Below are 18,784 nucleotides of genomic sequence, written 5' to 3' on the forward strand. Positions count from 1 at the left end.
AAGCTAGTCTAATTGGTCTAGTTATCAAGTGTTGCACTTCAATTTTAAATCGGGGATTTTAACGCATCTTACTTAAAGGACGAAGAATTATGACGTTGCTACTGCAAACTGACCGCCTGCTGCTACGGCCATTTTTAGAATCTGATTTAGCTGATTACTATGAAATTGTTGGTAATCCTAATAGCGCCTTGGCCGCCGGTTTTCAAACAGCACGAACTCTCGAGGACGCCCAGTTTATGTTGCGACGGGCGATGTCAACGGAGATGGTCTATGCACTGGTTGAAAAACGCACCGAAAAAGTGATTGGCAGCATCGGCCTCTATGAAAAAATGGGCAAAGATGGCAGTCCAATCTACGATGAAAGTGAACTCGGGTACGTTTTGAACCAGGCGTTTTGGGGACGAGGCTACATGCCCGAAGCGGGGGCGGGCTTAATTGATTATGTCACCAAGGAGCGGCTGTTTCAAAAAATATGGGCGAGTTCGCTCAAAGAAAATGAACGCTCGCAACGTGTGTTGATCAAATTGGGTTTTGCTTTAGTTGACCAGTATCAGCATTCAGACCACGCCTTTTATCAACCGGGTCAGCTGGAACTGATTTACGCAAGGGTGCTTGATTAATGTTTGATGAGTAAATCAACTCACACCGAATACTGATTGCAAACGAGGTGCAATCGGTATAGTATGTATCTATCGAATAGAAGAGGCGCAGAACTTAGGAGTCGCCACGGTTAGGCAGATCAGTGCCCGTGAGCCGTGGTTAAAGGAAGTTTTGCCGAAGTGTGGTGACCCTGATCCGTTACCGTGCTGGGGTCAGTCTTAACAGGGCTGGCACTGTCGCTTACCGCGGAGAGCTTCCTACGATGATGACGATGAACCTATTAATCGGTCTTCTCGCGGGTAAACTGCGGGCGGGCCGTTTTTCTATTTGCAAAATGAAATTCCGGTTAAAACTAATGAGGTTTAACTGTTAGGAAAGTGAGAGGAATTTAGCATGGCAGATAATGAAAACGATCATCAGGTGAAACGGGAACTCAAAACCCGGCACCTTTCGATGATCGCGCTTGGCGGTAGTATTGGGACGGGGCTCTTTGTTGCGAGCGGGTCCGCAATTTCCACTGCCGGTCCAGGAGGGGCCCTGATTGCGTACGTCGCCATGGGGGCCATGGTGTACTTCCTGATGACGAGTCTTGGGGAAATGGCCACAAACATGCCTGTTTCCGGCTCGTTTGCCACGTACTCAACAAAGTATGTTGATCCCGCCCTCGGGTTTGCGATGGGCTGGAATTATTGGTTTAACTGGGCCATTACGCTGGCCGTTGATATTAGTACGGCAGCCCTGGTGATGAAATACTGGTTGCCAAACATTCCAAGCTGGATCTGGAGTGTGTCTGTATTGATCATCATTTTCTTGATCAACGCGTTAACGGTTAAAGCCTTTGGTGAAACGGAATACTGGATGGCCATGATCAAAGTCGTTACGGTTATCGTTTTCCTTGCCGTCGGGGTGTTGACGATTTTTGGTATCATGGGCGGCCACGCAACGGGTTTGGAAAACTTTACGTATAAGAAGGCACCATTTGTTGGTGGGATTCCAGCAACGTTAAGTGTGTTCGTTGTTGCCGGATTCTCCTTCCAAGGCACCGAATTAGTCGGCATTACGGCCGGCGAGTCAAAGACCCCTGAAAAGAGTATTCCAAAGGCCATCAACCAGGTCTTCTGGCGAATCTTGTTATTCTATATTTTTGCTATTTTTGTCATTGCATGTATTATTCCGTACACGAGTCCTGATCTTCTGGGCTCTTCCGCATCAGATATTGCAATCAGTCCATTTACATTGGTCTTTAAGCGAGCCGGTTTGGCAGCTGCGGCCAGTGTCATGAACGCGGTTATCTTGACGTCAGTAATGTCAGCCGCAAACTCTGGGATGTACGCTTCTTCACGGATGCTGTATTCACTGTCTTTGGACGGTTATGCACCGAAGTATTTTGAACACACAACAAAGCATGGGGTACCGCTTCGTGCACAGGTGGCAACGACCGTTGTCGGTGCGTTGACCTTCTTTGCCAGCATTGCGGGTCCTAAGGTTTACGTTTGGCTGGTTGCCGCTTCGGGGCTGACCGGATTCATTGCCTGGGTCGGGATCGCAATTTCTCACTTCCGTTTCCGGCGGGCGTTCGTCAAACAGGGTCACAAGGAGAGTGAACTGAAGTACCATGCCAAGTGGTTCCCAGTTGGGCCGCTCTTAGCACTGATCTTGTGTATTATCGTTATCGTGGGTCAAGACCCAAGTTCATTTGTCCATTTTGATTGGGAAAAGATCCTGGTTACCTACCTCAGTGTGCCGCTGTTCATCATTCTGTTCTTCTACTATAAAATTCGGCACCATACGAGGCTGATTCCGCTTGATGAAGTTGATGTTGAACCGCATAAGCGCGACGAAGCTTCGACTGAGGACACCACGGACTAATTATTATTTTGATTAAGACTGGGACGCATCCCGTTTACGTTTCCAGAAAACAAGCGTTTCTCAAAAAATTCAGTTGAATTTTTTGAGAAACGCTTGTTTTGATGAGATGCGCATTTGTCGGGATTATTGCTATTTCAGAGGATCAGGCAGCGGAAAAATGTCACTGGTTTCCGCCAGCTGAAGGGCAGCCAAAAGTGAGCGTCTTTTGCAGTGCGGGACTGCCGGCAATAGCGGCCTTTTTTCAGACTTCAATTGCGGGTTCACGCTGTCCAGCGAAAAATTAAACCCCAACATATTGCATTTAAAATTTCTGATGATACAATTGATTGTGCTGACTTTTGGAGTTAAAAGGAGAATTTAAAGCCATGATTGTACTTTCAGGAACAATTGGTGCCGGAAAGACAAGCCTCACAAATTTGCTTGCCGACCATTTAAACAAACCGGCGTTTTATGAATCAGTTGAAGATAATGAAATTTTGCCGCTGTTCTACCAAGACCCAAAGAAATACGGGTTCTTGTTGCAGATTTATTTCTTAAACAAGCGCTTGGACAGTATTAAACAGGCCTTCAAAGATGATGAGACGGTCCTTGATCGCTCGATCTTCGAAGATTCATTACTCTTTAAACTGAACGCTGACATGGGTCGGGCAACTCAGACTGAAGTGGACATCTATGACTCCCTTCTTCAAAACATGATGGAGGAACTGCCGCACGCAGTTCATAAAAAGAACCCGGATTTATTAATCCATATCAACATTTCGTTTGATACGATGCTTGACCGAATCAAGAAACGCGGCCGGTCATACGAGCAAGTCGCCCAGGATCCAAGTCTATATGACTACTACAAACAATTAGATGCGCGGTACGTTGACTGGTATGCGCACTACGACAAGTCGCCCAAGATGATGATCAATGGTGACGAATTGGATTTCGTTGAGGACAAGTCCGCACAGAAAAAAGTGCTGGATCTTGTGGATGAAAAGATGGCTTCACTGGCGCTTTAAGGATGGCCTCTTGTCTCCGGCTTGCGAAAAATGACAGAGTATCGTACTATAGTGACAGTAATAAAAACGCAGTGTGACTTCAGTAGGTTATCCAGAGAAACGGTGCAAGCTGAGAGCCGTTGACCGAACTTCCATCGCACGAAAGCGGACAGTTAATCCTGTACGGTGATCGCCGTTACCGATGAGAGTGTGCGGCAAAGGCTGCAAACTTGGGTGGTACCGCGAAGTCTTCGTCCCAATCTTTTGGGGGCGAAGGCTTTTTTTGACGGTACAATAACGAAGGGAGAAGTATTAATATGCTTGATTTAAAGTTGATCCGGACCGAAACAGATTTCGTAAAGGAAAAGTTAGCAACCCGTGGAGTTGACGCAAAAGAAATTGATGATCTGTTGGCACTGGATCAAAAACGCCGTGATCTGATCGTGAAGAGTGAGACCATGAAGGCCAACCGGAATACAGTCTCAGATGAAATTTCACAATTGAAGCGGAATAAGGAAGATGCCAGTGATAAGATTGCACAAATGAAGCAGGTCAGCGCCGATATCAAAGCGTTGGATGAACAGTTGACGGCCATCGCTGAAGACGTTTCAGATAAAACTTCACGCTTGCCAAATATTCCAAATGACGAAGTGCCTGTTGGGTTGACCGAAGAGGGCAGCGTCGAACTCCGGAAGTGGGGCGAAATGCCAACGTTTACTGACTTTAAGCCGAAATCACACTGGGAGATCGGTGAGAACTTAGGTATTCTTGATTTTGAACGCGGCGCAAAGGTTTCCGGCAGCCGTTTCTTATACTACGTGGGCCAGGGGGCGCGACTGGAACGCGCCATCTACAATTTCTTCCTCGATGAAAACGAAAAGGCTGGGTTTACTGAAGTACTGCCACCATACATGGTCAATAGCGAATCGATGTATGGGACTGGTCAATTTCCAAAGTTCAAAGAAGATGTTTATTCCTTAAAGGAAGCTGACGAAACGTTGATTCCGACTGCGGAAGTCCCACTGGTCAATTACTATCGTGACGAAGTGATCCCAACTGAAAAGTTGCCGGTCTACTTTACGGCACTGACCCCTGCTTTCCGTTCCGAAGCTGGGAGTGCTGGGCGTGATACCCGTGGGTTAATCCGTTTGCACCAATTCAACAAAGTTGAAATGGTGAAGTTTACAAAGCCGGAAGATTCATGGACCGAACTGGAATCACTGACAAAGCATGCCGAAGAACTGCTGCAAAAACTAGGCTTGGCATACCATGTGATCACCTTGACGACTAGCGACATGAGTTTCACAGCTGCTATGACCCATGATCTCGAAGTTTGGTTACCATTCCAAGATCGTTACCGTGAGATTTCCAGCTGTTCTAACACAACGGATTTCCAAGCACGACGGGCGCACATCCAGTACCGTGATGACAATGGTAAGTTGCAGTATGTCCACACGTTGAACGGTTCAGGGCTGGCTGTTGGCCGGACTGTCGCTGCCGTTTTGGAGAATTACCAAAACGCGGATGGCACTGTTAATATTCCAGAAGCCTTGCAACCATACATGGGCGGGCAGACTAAGATCACGAAAGAAGATTAGGCCAGATACTGCATATCCAGCCAGTCTAAATACATGTTTATGAGATAAACAAGAGAACTTATTCATCCTGTTTGGGTGGGTAAGTTCTTTTTGGTTTTTTGTAAATGAAACCGAGGTGAAAACGAGCCACCCTTACGCCCAATTAATTTGATTTAATTTGAAAAAGGGGTAGCTTTTTTAAAAAAAGGAGTGTATAGTAGTTCTTGCGGTTGATTAGCGGGACTTTTTTATATGCATAACTATTCAACCTTCTCAAAAAAAGATGTTGACATCAAATACTTGAGATGATAATATTAAATAGTTGTTTCGACGAGGTCGACAACAATTGTATCACGATATACTTCCCATTATCTTTATGGAGGATTAGCTCAGTTGGGAGAGCGTCTGCCTTACAAGCAGAGGGTCACAGGTTCGAGCCCTGTATCCTCCATTTGAGCCGTTAGCTCAGTTGGTAGAGCATCTGACTTTTAATCAGAGGGTCGACAGTTCGAGCCTGTCACGGCTCATTATCCAGGTACACCACGCGGGTGTGGCGGAACTGGCAGACGCGCTAGATTTAGGTTCTAGTGTCTTACGACGTGGGGGTTCGAGTCCCTTCACCCGCATTGAATTGAATAGCAAATTCACTTTCGCCGACTTAGCTCAGTTGGCAGAGCATCTCACTAGTAATGAGGAGGTCGGAGGTTCGAATCCTCTAGTCGGCATTGTGCGGAAGTAGTTCAGTGGTAGAACATCACCTTGCCATGGTGGGGGTCGCGGGTTCGAATCCCGTCTTCCGCTTTTAGAGCGTCATTTTCCTGCCGGGGTGGCGGAATTGGCAGACGCACAGGACTTAAAATCCTGCGGTCAGTGATGACCGTACCGGTTCGATCCCGGTCCTCGGCATTGTTTCACAATTTAATAGTTTGATTATGCACCCATAGCGCAATTGGATAGAGTGTCTGACTACGAATCAGAAGGTTGTAGGTTCGACTCCTACTGGGTGCATTTTGTTGTTTCTTAACAGCAATCGGGAAGTAGCTCAGCTTGGTAGAGCACCACGTTCGGGACGTGGGGGTCGCAAGTTCAAATCTTGTTTTCCCGATAGTGATTACCGCGTCTGGCTACCAGTCGGGCGCCTTTTTTATGGGTAATTACGGCGCTGAAGTCGGGGCAACATTAACTTAATATAATCACTTTCGCCGACTTAGCTCAGTTGGCAGAGCATCTCACTAGTAATGAGGAGGTCGGAGGTTCGAATCCTCTAGTCGGCATTGTGCGGAAGTAGTTCAGTGGTAGAACATCACCTTGCCATGGTGGGGGTCGCGGGTTCGAATCCCGTCTTCCGCTTCATTTGTTTCCAGGAACATATAAAAGTAAACGTCTCACCATGATTTGTCTTTTTAGGCATTTGTGGTGGGACGTTTTGTTTCGTATTTTTCCAGGTTCTTACTTTAATAGGAAGAAACAGCTTGCTATTGGTTCGATAAGGACAGACCGGGTTCCTGTATGCTTGCATTTATCAGTGTTAATCCGCTGACAAGTGTAAGCAGAAAGTTTGTTTGAATTTTCGGCTATCAAGACGATTTCTATGGTCATTCTTTACTGATAGTTAACGGCGATTAAAGTCGGGTCATGAGTTCAGCGGATCATGTAAGCGAGAAAAACGTGACAAAACTGGCTCATGGGATTGCTTATGGGCCTTTTGCCGTTTTATCTGGACTATGTATTTTTGGCTTTTAACACTATGGTCACCAAGCGCAGCCGAGGTCATTGCCCGGTATTCAATTAAATCTCGATTTTTCAGGAACGGGTTACATCATTTTTATTTGCGGCCTGCAACCGCAATATGGTCGGGATGGCAAAACTTTTCTTTATTGCCGCACAGATGAGGTCCACGCTTTAATCTTCAATCTCCAATCGCCAGCACAAGCAAATCAAATCCGGGCAAGAAAAAAATTTAAAGAAATCCCATTTAAATCGGTATTTTGCCCGTTTTATCGTTATAATTAAAGTATAATGCTTTGCTTTTTTACCAAAGATTCGTATAATGAAAGTCAACATTAGTCAAAGTAAATTGTTGAGTTGGTGAATGGAGGGAAGAAGCGTGCAAAATCAAAACATTTCCGATATTATCGAAAAGTATTTAAAACAGATCTTATCGGACACCGAGCACGTTGAAATTCGCCGATCTGAGGTTGCCAATCTCTTTAACGTCGTGCCTTCTCAGATTAATTACGTTATCAAGACGCGCTTCACATTATCTAACGGTTATTTGGTGGAAAGCAAACGCGGGGGTGGCGGCTACATCCGTATCGAAAAAGTGAATCTTTTGGATGATACAGATGTGCTCGACTCTTTGATTGAAACGATTGGTGATTCAATTGGTCAACGAGACGGTTATGCTGTAATACAGGGGCTTTATGAAAGTGATGTCATTGGTAGACGAGAAGCGAATATCATTTTGACGATTATTAGTAAAGACACTTTGAAAATGGATAACCGCGCACAAGAAAACGGCTTACGAGCACGGATTTTAGTTAGCATTTTGAAACATCTGCGCTACGAAAGCTAAGAAAGTGAGGAATTGATATGGACAATCTTTTTACCCCAAGTGCAAAGAGCGTATTGGCATTGGCACAGGAGCAAGCCAAGTATTTTAAGCACCAAGCGGTTGGTACTGAACACTTACTTTTAGCACTCACTATTGAGAAGAACGGGATCGCAAACAAGGTTTTACAACAGTTCTCCATTAGCGAAGACGATGTGCGCGAAGAAATTGAACGGTTTACAGGTTACGGGACCTTAGGCAACGTGGATAAGGACACTTATTTGCCATACTCGCCTAAGGCTAAGGATATGTTGTCGGTTGCTGGCGATGAAGCTAAACGGATTGGCTCAACCAAGATTGGTACTGAGCATATCTTGCTTGCGCTCTTAAGTGATGAAACCATTCTATCCTCACGTATTCTGATGAATTTAAATATTGACCTGGCACAAGCACGCAAAGTCATTATGCGTAAACTTGGCGTCAGTGAAACCCAAGAAAAACGACGCGGTGCACAACGCGGCCGTGCTAAACAACAGGGCGGGACACCTACTCTGGATTCACTTGCCCGTGATTTGACCCAACTGGCTCGCGACGATCAAATGGATCCAACAGTTGGCCGAAACAAAGAAGTGCGCCGTGTTATTCAGATTCTGTCACGGCGGACCAAGAACAACCCTGTCTTGATTGGTGAACCAGGTGTTGGTAAAACGGCCATTGCTGAAGGATTGGCACAACGGATCGTTGCTGGAAACGTGCCGGAAGATATGCAAAACAAGCGCCTGATGGCCCTTGATATGGGGTCACTGGTTGCCGGTACTAAGTATCGTGGTGAATTCGAAGACCGTTTGAAGAAGGTCATCGAAGAAATTTACAACGATGGGCAGGTTATCTTGTTTATCGATGAACTGCACACGTTGATTGGTGCCGGTGGGGCTGAAGGGGCCATTGATGCTTCGAACATCCTCAAACCTGCACTAGCACGTGGTGAACTGCAAACCATCGGGGCAACGACGCTGGATGAATACCAAAAGTACATTGAATCTGACGCAGCCTTGGAACGTCGATTTGCCACCGTGCAAGTTGATGAACCAACGGAAGACGAAACGATTGAAATCCTGAAGGGGCTTCGGTCTCGTTACGAAGATCACCACCACGCCAACATTACCGACGACGCTGTGGAACAGGCCGTTAAGCTTTCTTCTCGTTACATCACTGACCGGTTCTTACCAGATAAGGCCATCGATCTAATGGACGAAGCAGCTGCTAAGGTTCGTATCAGTCGGATGGACAAGCCATCTAAGCGATCAACTCAAGAAGCTAAACTTGAAGACCTTTCTGATCAGCGTGAAGCAGCTATCTTAGATCAGCGGTTTGAAGAAGCTGCCCAGTTGCGGACACAGGAACTGGATCTGCGTGAGAAGCTTGAAAAGAAAAATAAGAAGGCTGCTGAGGCTCAGGACACTGAGGGTGAAAATCGCTATGATCTGAACGTCACCGGCGAAGACGTCGCTGAGGTGGTCTCCGAATGGACAGGGGTACCAACTACCCAACTGCAACGGACTGAACAAGAACGGCTGATTAACCTGGAGAGTGTTTTGCACAAGCGGGTCATTGGCCAAGAAGAAGCTGTTTCAGCTGTTTCACGTGCCATTCGGCGTGCCCGTTCTGGACTCAAGGATCCAAACCGGCCAATTGGGTCGTTCATGTTCCTTGGCCCGACCGGTGTTGGGAAGACTGAACTCGCTAAGGCTTTGGCTGAAGCAATGTTTGGCTCCGAAGACAACATGATTCGTGTCGACATGTCTGAATACATGGAGAAGTACTCCACCAGTCGTTTGATTGGGTCTGCGCCAGGCTATGTCGGGTACGAAGAAGGGGGTCAACTGACTGAAAAGGTCCGTCAAAAGCCTTACTCAGTTGTTCTCTTTGATGAAGTTGAAAAAGCGCACCCGGATGTCTTTAACCTGTTACTGCAAGTGCTTGATGATGGTTACCTGACCGACTCAAAGGGTCGTAAAGTGGACTTCAGAAACACCATTATGATCATGACCTCTAACCTTGGTGCGACTACCCTGCGTGATGAAAAGACCGTTGGGTTCGGTGCCGAAGATATGTCTGACAACTACGATGCAATGGCAGCCACGATTCGTGAGACGTTGAAACAATCTTTCCGGCCAGAATTCTTGAACCGGATCGATGAAATTGTTATCTTCCACTCATTGAAGAAGGATGAGCTGCACCAGATTGTTAAGTTGATGGCAAAACAGGTCATTGACCGAATTGCTGACCAGGGTATTCGTGTTAAGATCACCCCGGCAGCGATTGATGTGATTGCCGATGCTGGGTTCGATCCGGAATACGGTGCGCGACCAATTCGGCGGGCACTGCAGACCGAGATTGAAGACCGGTTGAGCGAATCGTTGCTCTCAGGTGAAATCAAGGCAGGTAATCAAGTGACCCTTGGCGCACGCCAGGGCAAGATCACCATTAATGTCAAAGAAATTAAAGTTAAAGAAACCAAAGACACATCGGAACCTGTTGCCAGCAAGTAAGACAACTGATTAGTCTTTATGAAGGATGACATCATTGTTGGTGTCATCCTTTTTTAGATGGCAAATGGTGTTCGCCGTTTGGATTTGATAGCGCAATAAACAGAACAGAGAGGATTAACCTGATTTGACCAGTCGTTTAAAACATGGCAGATTTTATGTTTAAAAGACGGCAGCCCTAACAGTTTCTTTGGTCTTCTAAATCTTAAGGGTTGCACAAATGAAATCACTCAGCGTAAAATATAACGTAGTCATTCACCGCGTATGTCGTTTAATTGCATAAGAGAGAAGAACTGCACGCGCTTAACCAGAAAGGAACTTAACTTTGAAACGAGAAGTCCAATTAGAAAAAACGCACCGTGCGATTTTAGCAGAAGCACAACGTCTTTTCCTGACGAAGGGGTATCAAGACACCTCGACGCGTGACATTGCCAAGGCTGTCGGAATCACCCAACCGGCGCTGTACCACCACTTTGAGGATAAGGAAGTCATCTTTATTGAAGTGATCACTTCTGTGGGGGAGACGATACGGACACGGTTGAACGCTATTAATGAAAATGGCGCCGAACTTTCTGCTGAGGCGCACTTGATCAAAATGAGTCAAGTCTTAACGGATGTGCACCCGCGTGATGTGTTTACAATCATTCATTCGAGTTTTGCGTACTTGAAACCAGAAAACATGAAGAAGCTGGGGATGGTCTTTGGTCGGGATTACTTGGGACCGATTTCCGCCTATTTCAGCAACCCTAAAGTTAAACTGCGGGCGGGTATCACGCCACAGGAAGCTGGTGAGTTCTACATCACCAGTTTAAGTCCGCTCTTCAGCAAGTTTCATCGCATCGGCGGCAGGGAGTTGACGGACGAACAGCACGTGCAGCTGTTGATTGATCTGATTCTTCATGGGTTGACCGAGTAGGACAACTTGACATCACAAAATTAAATAGGTATACTGTTTGCAGTATGTTACTGTGAATTGAAATGAATCGGTGCGATCTATTGTCCGTAGCGGTTCTCATAAAAACCAAAAGTAAGAAAATCAATCTTTCTTTTGGATTTTTTTTGCCAAAAAATCAGTTTTTATTCGCATTTTTCAAAAATGTAATCAAACTGTAACAATTGGTTCAATTCGCTGAATAAAATGGAGAGGTGAACAACTTGGCAGGACACTTGGTTAAATTTGGCAAGCACCGGACCCGTCGAAGCTACGCACGAATCAAAGAAGTTTTGGATCTCCCTAACTTGATCGAAATCCAAAAGAATTCGTACCAGTGGTTTCTTGACGAAGGCCTCCGTGATATGTTCGATGACATTATGCCAATCGAAGATTTCCAAGGAAACCTTTCGTTAGAGTTCGTTGATTACCAACTACTTGAACCCAAATATACCGTTGATGAAGCTCGTGAACATGATGCAAACTACTCGGCACCACTACACGTTACGCTGCGGTTAACGAACCATGAATCAGGAGAAATTAAGTCACAGGATGTTTTCTTTGGCGATTTCCCTCTGATGACCGAACAAGGAACGTTTATTATCAATGGTGCTGAACGGGTTATTGTATCACAATTAGTCCGTTCCCCTGGTGTTTATTATAATGAAGAAACAGACAAGAATGGTCGGACCGTTTACGGTGCCACTGTCATTCCTAACCGAGGTGCTTGGTTAGAGTTTGAAACCGACGCTAAGGGCCTCTCATATGTCCGGATCGACCGGACCCGTAAGATTCCAATGACTGAACTTGTTCGGGCATTGGGCTTCGGTTCTGATGATGAAATCATTAAGATGTACGGTGATAATGACAGTCTGATGGCCACCTTGGAAAAGGATGTTCATAAGAATACTGATGATTCCCGTGTTGAAGAATCATTGAAGGATATTTACGAACGTCTACGTCCTGGTGAACCTAAGACGGCTGACTCATCTCGGAGTCTGTTGACCGCGCGTTTCTTTGATCCAAAACGCTATGATATGGCCCCTGTTGGTCGTTATAAAACTAATAAGAAGCTTGTTTTGAAGAACCGTCTGTTGGGCTTGACCTTAGCTGAAACTTTGGCTGATCCTGACACCGGTGAAGTTTTGGCTGCAAAGGGTACCGTCATCGACAAAGATGTTTTGAAGAACTTGACGCCATATTTGGATCGTGAAGACTTCAAGACGGTCACTTACACACCTTCTGATGAAGCCGTTGTGACTGATCCTGTTACGTTACAGATCATCAAGGTCCAAGCACCGGATGACCCAGAACGTGAATTACCAGTGATCGGTAACGGCCACATTGACTTAAAATACAAGCATATTCGCCCAGCCGATATCTTAGCTGCCGTTAACTACTTCTTCAACTTGCAAGAAGGCGTTGGCGTCACTGATGATATTGATCACTTGGGTAACCGTCGGATTCGTTCTGTTGGTGAACTTCTACAAAACCAATTCCGAATCGGATTATCACGGATGGAACGTGTTGTTCGTGAACGGATGTCGATCCAAGACGCCGCAACCGTAACACCGCAACAACTGATCAACATTCGACCGGTTGTCGCTTCCATCAAAGAATTCTTCGGGTCATCACAACTGTCACAATTCATGGACCAAACCAACCCACTGGGCGAATTAACGCATAAGCGTCGTTTGTCTGCCCTTGGACCTGGTGGTTTGACCCGTGACCGTGCCGGTTATGAAGTTCGTGACGTGCACTATACCCACTACGGTCGGATGTGCCCAATCGAAACGCCTGAAGGCCCTAACATTGGGTTGATCAACAGTTTGTCCTCTTACGCCCGCATCAACAAGTACGGCTTTATTGAAACGCCATACCGTCGTGTGAGCTGGGATACACACAAGGTTACCGATAAGATCGATTACCTGACTGCTGATGAAGAAGATAACTTCGTTGTTGCGCAAGCAAACTCACCATTGACTGATGACGGATCCTTCGTGAACGACGTGGTTATGGCGCGTGCAAAGTCAGAAAACATTGAAACTGGGATCGAAAACATTGATTACATGGATGTTTCGCCTAAGCAAGTTGTTTCTGTCGCTACGGCCTGCATTCCTTTCTTGGAAAACGATGATTCTAACCGTGCATTGATGGGTGCGAACATGATGCGTCAAGCCGTTCCTTTGTTGGATCCTCACTCACCACTTGTTGGGACTGGGATCGAATATAAGGCTGCCCATGACTCTGGTGTTGCTTTAATCAGCAAGCACGAGGGGACTGTGGAATACGTTGACGCTAACCAAATTCGGGTCCGTCGTGAAGACGGTGCTTTAGACACGTACAAGTTAATGAAGTTCCAACGTTCTAACGGTGGTAAGAACTACAACCAACGGCCAATCGTTAAAGTGGGCGACCACGTTGACAGCGATGAAATTTTAGCCGATGGGCCATCAATGGAAGATGGCGAATTAGCCTTAGGGCAAAACCCATTAGTTGCCTTCATGACTTGGCAAGGGTACAACTTCGAAGATGCGATCGCCATCAACGAACGACTGGTTAAAGATGATGTTTACACTTCCATTAATATTGAAGAATACGAATCAGAAGCTCGTGACACCAAGCTTGGACCGGAAGAAATGACCCGTGAAATTCCTAACGTCGGTGAAGACGCTTTGAAGAACTTGGATGAAGAAGGGATTATCCGTATCGGTGCAGAAGTGCACGACGGCAATATTCTGGTTGGTAAGGTGACGCCTAAGGGTGTTACTGAACTGTCAGCCGAGGAACGTCTACTCCATGCCATTTTTGGTGAAAAGGCCCGTGAAGTTCGGGATACTTCGCTGAAGGTGCCTCATGGCGGCGGCGGAATCATTCAAAACGTTCGTATCTTCACGCGTGAAAATGGTGACGAATTATCTCCTGGTGTTAACATGATGGTTCGGGTTTACATCGCTCAAAAGCGTAAGCTCCAAGTGGGTGATAAGATGGCCGGACGTCATGGGAATAAGGGGACCGTTTCCGTTGTTATTCCTCAAGAAGATATGCCATACATGCCAGATGGGACACCAATCGACATTATGTTGAGTCCAATGGGTGTGCCTTCCCGGATGAACATCGGGCAAGTGCTCGAAATTCACTTAGGGATGGCTGCTCGTAAACTCGGTATCCACGTTTCAACACCTGTCTTTGATGGGGCGCAAGACGAAGATATCTGGGCTGCTGTTAAGGAAGCCGGGATGGCTGATGATGCCAAGACCGTGCTCTACGATGGCCGGACCGGTGAACCATTTGACAAGCGGGTTGCTGTTGGTGTAATGCACTATATGAAATTGGCCCACATGGTTGACGATAAGATTCATGCACGTTCAATCGGACCATACTCATTAGTGACACAACAACCATTAGGTGGGAAAGCCCAATTTGGTGGCCAACGTTTTGGTGAAATGGAAGTTTGGGCCCTTGAAGCTTACGGTGCTGCTTACACTCTGCAAGAAATCTTGACTTACAAGTCAGATGACGTTGTGGGTCGTGTTAAGACGTACGAAGCCATTGTTAAGGGTGAACCAATTCCAAAGCCAGGTGTACCTGAATCATTCCGTGTGCTGGTCAAAGAACTCCAAGCACTTGGTCTTGATATGAAGGTTCTTGGTTCTGATAAACAAGAAATTGAACTGCGTGACATGGACGATGAAGACGATGATGTCGTTAACGTTGACGCCCTGAGCAAGTACGCAGAACAACAAAAAGAAGCACAGGCTAAGTCAGCGGATTCTGCAGCTGCTAAGACTGCCAAGACAACAGATGAAGCTAACTCAAACGCTAAAGATTAATAAAGGAGGTCGTCAGTCCTTTGGTCGATGTTAATAAATTCGAGAGTATGCAGATTGGTCTCGCATCTCCTGATAAAATTCGGAGCTGGTCATACGGTGAAGTTAAGAAGCCAGAAACCATTAACTACCGAACTTTGAAACCAGAAAAGGATGGGTTGTTCGATGAACGAATCTTCGGCCCAACTAAAGACTGGGAATGTGCCTGCGGGAAATACAAGCGGATCCGTTATAAGGGTGTTGTTTGTGACCGGTGTGGTGTTGAAGTTACCCGTTCTAAGGTTCGTCGTGAACGGATGGGTCACATTGAACTTGCTGCCCCTGTAACCCACATCTGGTACTTCAAAGGTATCCCAAGTCGGATGGGTCTTGTCCTCGACATGAGTCCACGATCACTTGAAGAAATTATCTACTTTGCTTCTTACGTTGTGCTCGAACCAGGTAACACACCGCTTGAAAAGAAGCAGTTACTTTCCGAACGTGAATACCGTGATAAGAAACAGGAATACGGCAACGGCTTTACAGCTGAGATGGGCGCTGAAGCCATCAAGAAGTTGTTACGCGACGTTGATCTTCAAAAAGAAGTTACCGAATTAAAGGAACAACTCAAGGAAGCTACCGGCCAAAAGCGGACCCGTGCGGTACGTCGTTTGGACATTCTTGAAGCTTTTGTTACTTCTGGTAACGCACCGGAGTGGATGGTTATGGATACCATTCCAGTTATTCCACCTGACTTACGGCCGATGGTTCAATTGGAAGGTGGCCGTTTCGCCACTTCTGACTTGAACGATCTGTATCGTCGGGTCATTAACCGTAACAACCGTCTCAAGCGGTTGTTAGATCTTCATGCGCCAGGTATCATTGTTCAAAACGAAAAGCGGATGCTTCAGGAAGCCGTTGATGCTTTGATCGATAACGGTCGTCGTGGCCGTCCGGTTGCTGGTCCTGGTAACCGTCCACTGAAGTCACTGTCACACATGTTGAAAGGTAAGCAAGGACGTTTCCGTCAAAACTTGCTTGGTAAGCGTGTTGACTACTCTGGTCGTTCAGTTATCGATGTTGGGCCATCTCTGCGGATGAACCAAATGGGTCTGCCAGTGCCAATGGCGATGGAATTATTCAAGCCATTTATCATGAAGGAACTGGTTAGCCGCGGATTAGCTTCAAACATTAAGAACGCTAAGCGTAAGATCGATCGTCAAGACGATGATGTTTACGATGTGTTAGGCGATGTGATCAAGGAACACCCAGTGCTCCTTAACCGGGCACCTACACTTCACCGTTTGGGAATCCAAGCCTTCGAACCCGTGTTAGTTTCTGGTAAAGCCATGCGTCTGCATCCGCTGGCCTGTGAAGCTTACAACGCCGATTTCGATGGTGACCAAATGGCCATCCATGTGCCGCTATCTGATGAAGCCCAAGCTGAAGCACGTTTGCTGATGCTCGCCGCTCACCATATTTTGGCACCTAAGGATGGGAAGCCCGTTGTGACGCCTTCTCAAGATATGGTTATCGGTAACTACTACCTGACCATGGAAGAAGCCGGTCGTGAAGGCGAAGGGATGATCTTCAAAGACATGAACGAAGCTGTTTTGGCTTACCGGAACGGATTAGTTCACTGGCACACTCGGGTTGGTTTACAGACCACCTCACTGCCAGACAAGCCTTTCACTGACGAACAACGTTCAAAGATTTTGGTGACGAGTGTTGGGAAGATTATCTTCAACAACATTTTGCCAAAGTCATTCCCATACTTGAATGAACCAACAAACACAAACTTGAACGGCTACGTGCCGGATAGTTACTTCCTCGAACCAGGGGAAGACATCAATGAACACTTGAAGAACGCTGAATTGGTTCTGCCATTCAAGAAGGGTTTCTTAAGTGATATCATTGCTGAAGTTTACAAGCAGTACAAAGTGACTGAAACGTCATTACTGCTTGACCGGATGAAGGACTTAGGGTACGACGAATCAACCCAGTCAGGTTTGACTGTCGGAATCGTCGACGTTACCGAAGTTCCTGAAAAACCGCAAATCATTGATGACGCCCACAAACAGGTGGCTACGGTCACTAAGCAGTTCCGTCGTGGTTTGATTACCGACCACGAACGTTACGAACGGGTCATTGGGATTTGGAACGATGCGAAGGATGATCTGCAAGATAAGCTGACCAACAACTTCGAACGTCAAAACCCAATCTTTATGATGAGTGATTCCGGTGCCCGTGGGAACATTTCAAACTTTACCCAACTTGCCGGCATGCGTGGTTTGATGGCTGCGCCTAATGGTGAAATTATGGAGCTGCCAATCACCGCTAACTTCCGTGAAGGTCTCTCTGTTTTGGAAATGTTTATTTCGACCCATGGTGCCCGTAAAGGGATGACCGATACCGCCTTGAAGACTGCCAACTCAGGTTACTTGACCCGTCGTTTGGTCGATGTTGCCCAAGACGTTATCGTTCGTGAAGAAGACTGTGGCACTGATCGTGGCCTGACCATTCGTGCAATTAAGAATGGTAACGAAATGATCGAACCACTGTACGACCGGATGTTGGGTCGTTACACGATGAAGACGGTTAAGAATCCTAAGACCGGCGAAGTTATCGTTGGTGCTAACAAGATGATCGATGAAACGATTGCCCAACGCATTATTGACGCTGGCATCGATGCCATCACTATTCGTTCTGTCTTTACTTGTAACACTGCCCACGGTGTCTGCGAACGTTGCTATGGCCGTAACATGGCCACTGGTGACCAAGTGGAAGTCGGTGAAGCAGTTGGGACCGTTGCCGCACAATCAATCGGTGAACCTGGTACGCAATTAACAATGCGTAACTTCCATACCGGTGGTGTTGCTGGGAACGATGATATTACCCAAGGGTTGCCTCGTGTTCAAGAAATCTTTGAATCTCGGAACCCTAAAGGTAAAGCTGAGATTACTGAAGTTACCGGGACTGTTGAGTCGATCGAAGAAAACCCAGCAGAACGGACGAAGGAAATCACTATCAAGGGTGAAGCAGATACCCGTTCATACACGCTGCCAATCACAGCTAAGCTCATGGTTGCTGAAGGCGACTTCATCCACCGTGGCGCTGCTTTGAACGATGGGTCTGTTGATCCTAAGGAACTGATCCGTGTTCGTGATGTGCTTTCAACCGAGAACTACCTGCTTTCAGAAGTTCAAAAGACTTACCGGATGCAAGGTGTGGCTGTCTTGGATAAGCATATCGAAATCATGGTTCGTCAAATGCTCCGGAAAGTTCGGATCATGGATCCAGGTGACACTGATGTCTTGCCTGGTACTTTGATGGATATCAAGGACTTCAAGGATCATAACTACGATACCCTGATCTCTGGTGGGATTCCTGCAACTGCTCGTCCAGTTATCTTAGGAATCACCAAGGCTGCCCTTGAAACCAACAGTTTCTTATCCGCCGCTTCATTCCAGGAAACTACTCGTGTCCTGACTGACGCTGCTATCCGTGGTAAGAACGATCCACTGATTGGTTTGAAGGAAAACGTTATTATTGGTAAGATCATTCCAGCTGGTACTGGGATGCCTGATTACCGTAAGATCAAGCCTAAAGAAGTTGGCGCAACTTCAACTGACGGCGTGTACTCCATAAATGAATTGGAGAAGCGTATGAAGGAAGAAGACGCTAAGTAAAATTTTAATCAAACCAATTAAAAACTGGTAAAAGGCGTTAAGTTCGATGATCCCGAATTCGGGTCGTCAGACTTAACGCCTTTTTTGTGAGATCATTGTCAACTGGTGTTGGTGGAAGAGAAAATGTATTTGATTTTAAGTCAAATGCGGTTTTGTGTTTTAAACAGTGTCTTGTGAACGCTTAAATTGGTTAAAGTACAACAATTCGTTATTCTAATCGAGCAAT

At 46.3% G+C, this 18,784-nt stretch carries 9 protein-coding genes, 10 tRNA genes and 1 riboswitch; all 19 genes read left to right on the top strand.

The features are described from left to right. The first annotated feature begins 89 nt into the window (after positions 1-89). The 19 genes from FC82_RS15340 to rpoC all read left to right on the top strand — a co-directional run bounded on the left by FC82_RS15340 (position 90) and on the right by rpoC (position 18,558). Complete coding sequence (locus FC82_RS15340; protein ID WP_056997439.1) at positions 90-620, top strand: GNAT family N-acetyltransferase; 531 nt, start codon at positions 90-92, stop codon at positions 618-620. Between the two features lie 72 nt (positions 621-692). Further along, a riboswitch (Lysine riboswitch) is annotated at positions 693-864 on the top strand. 129 nt (positions 865-993) lie between these two features. Beyond that, positions 994-2,469, top strand: coding sequence for an amino acid permease (locus tag FC82_RS15345; RefSeq protein WP_054762930.1), 1,476 nt, complete (start codon positions 994-996; stop codon positions 2,467-2,469). A gap of 365 nt (positions 2,470-2,834) precedes the next feature. Next, complete coding sequence (locus FC82_RS15350; protein WP_056997440.1) at positions 2,835-3,473, top strand: deoxynucleoside kinase; 639 nt, start codon at positions 2,835-2,837, stop codon at positions 3,471-3,473. 296 nt (positions 3,474-3,769) lie between these two features. After that, the gene (gene serS / locus FC82_RS15355) at positions 3,770-5,050 is read left to right on the top strand and encodes a serine--tRNA ligase (protein WP_054761531.1); all 1,281 of its coding nucleotides are present in this window, start codon (positions 3,770-3,772) and stop codon (positions 5,048-5,050) included. Between the two features lie 357 nt (positions 5,051-5,407). Then, positions 5,408-5,480: transfer RNA gene (locus FC82_RS15360), tRNA-Val, on the top strand. Positions 5,481-5,483: 3 nt separating this feature from the next. After that, positions 5,484-5,556, top strand: a tRNA-Lys gene (locus FC82_RS15365). 17 nt (positions 5,557-5,573) lie between these two features. Next, positions 5,574-5,655 (top strand) — tRNA-Leu (locus tag FC82_RS15370). A gap of 26 nt (positions 5,656-5,681) precedes the next feature. Then, a tRNA-Thr gene (locus FC82_RS15375) sits at positions 5,682-5,754 on the top strand. Positions 5,755-5,758: 4 nt separating this feature from the next. Next, positions 5,759-5,830, top strand: a tRNA-Gly gene (locus FC82_RS15380). Positions 5,831-5,849: 19 nt separating this feature from the next. Further along, positions 5,850-5,935, top strand: a tRNA-Leu gene (locus tag FC82_RS15385). Positions 5,936-5,963: 28 nt separating this feature from the next. Then, positions 5,964-6,037: transfer RNA gene (locus tag FC82_RS15390), tRNA-Arg, on the top strand. A 23-nt stretch (positions 6,038-6,060) separates the two neighbouring features. Continuing rightward, positions 6,061-6,134, top strand: a tRNA-Pro gene (locus tag FC82_RS15395). A 96-nt stretch (positions 6,135-6,230) separates the two neighbouring features. After that, a tRNA-Thr gene (locus FC82_RS15400) sits at positions 6,231-6,303 on the top strand. Between the two features lie 4 nt (positions 6,304-6,307). After that, positions 6,308-6,379: transfer RNA gene (locus tag FC82_RS15405), tRNA-Gly, on the top strand. Positions 6,380-7,136: 757 nt separating this feature from the next. Further along, entirely contained in the window at positions 7,137-7,604 is a 468-nt protein-coding gene (locus tag FC82_RS15410) for a CtsR family transcriptional regulator (protein ID WP_054761529.1), read from the top strand. A gap of 17 nt (positions 7,605-7,621) precedes the next feature. Beyond that, positions 7,622-10,132 carry an ATP-dependent Clp protease ATP-binding subunit gene (locus FC82_RS15415; RefSeq protein WP_056997441.1) on the top strand — a complete coding sequence of 837 codons (2,511 nt, stop codon included), beginning with the start codon at positions 7,622-7,624 and terminating at the stop codon, positions 10,130-10,132. A 322-nt stretch (positions 10,133-10,454) separates the two neighbouring features. Further along, positions 10,455-11,045, top strand: a complete 591-nt coding sequence (locus tag FC82_RS15420) for a TetR/AcrR family transcriptional regulator (protein WP_056997442.1) — start codon at positions 10,455-10,457, stop codon at positions 11,043-11,045. A 230-nt stretch (positions 11,046-11,275) separates the two neighbouring features. Beyond that, positions 11,276-14,893 (top strand): DNA-directed RNA polymerase subunit beta, encoded by a 3,618-nt coding sequence (gene rpoB / locus FC82_RS15425; RefSeq protein WP_056997443.1) that lies wholly within the window; start codon positions 11,276-11,278, stop codon positions 14,891-14,893. A 20-nt stretch (positions 14,894-14,913) separates the two neighbouring features. Next, a complete protein-coding gene (gene rpoC / locus FC82_RS15430; protein ID WP_056997444.1) occupies positions 14,914-18,558 on the top strand; it encodes a DNA-directed RNA polymerase subunit beta' in 3,645 nt (1,214 codons plus the stop codon). Positions 18,559-18,784: the final 226 nt, after the last annotated feature.

The sequence above is a fragment of the Secundilactobacillus collinoides DSM 20515 = JCM 1123 genome, assembly GCF_001435975.1.
Taxonomy (GTDB): Bacteria; Bacillota; Bacilli; order Lactobacillales; family Lactobacillaceae; genus Secundilactobacillus; species Secundilactobacillus collinoides.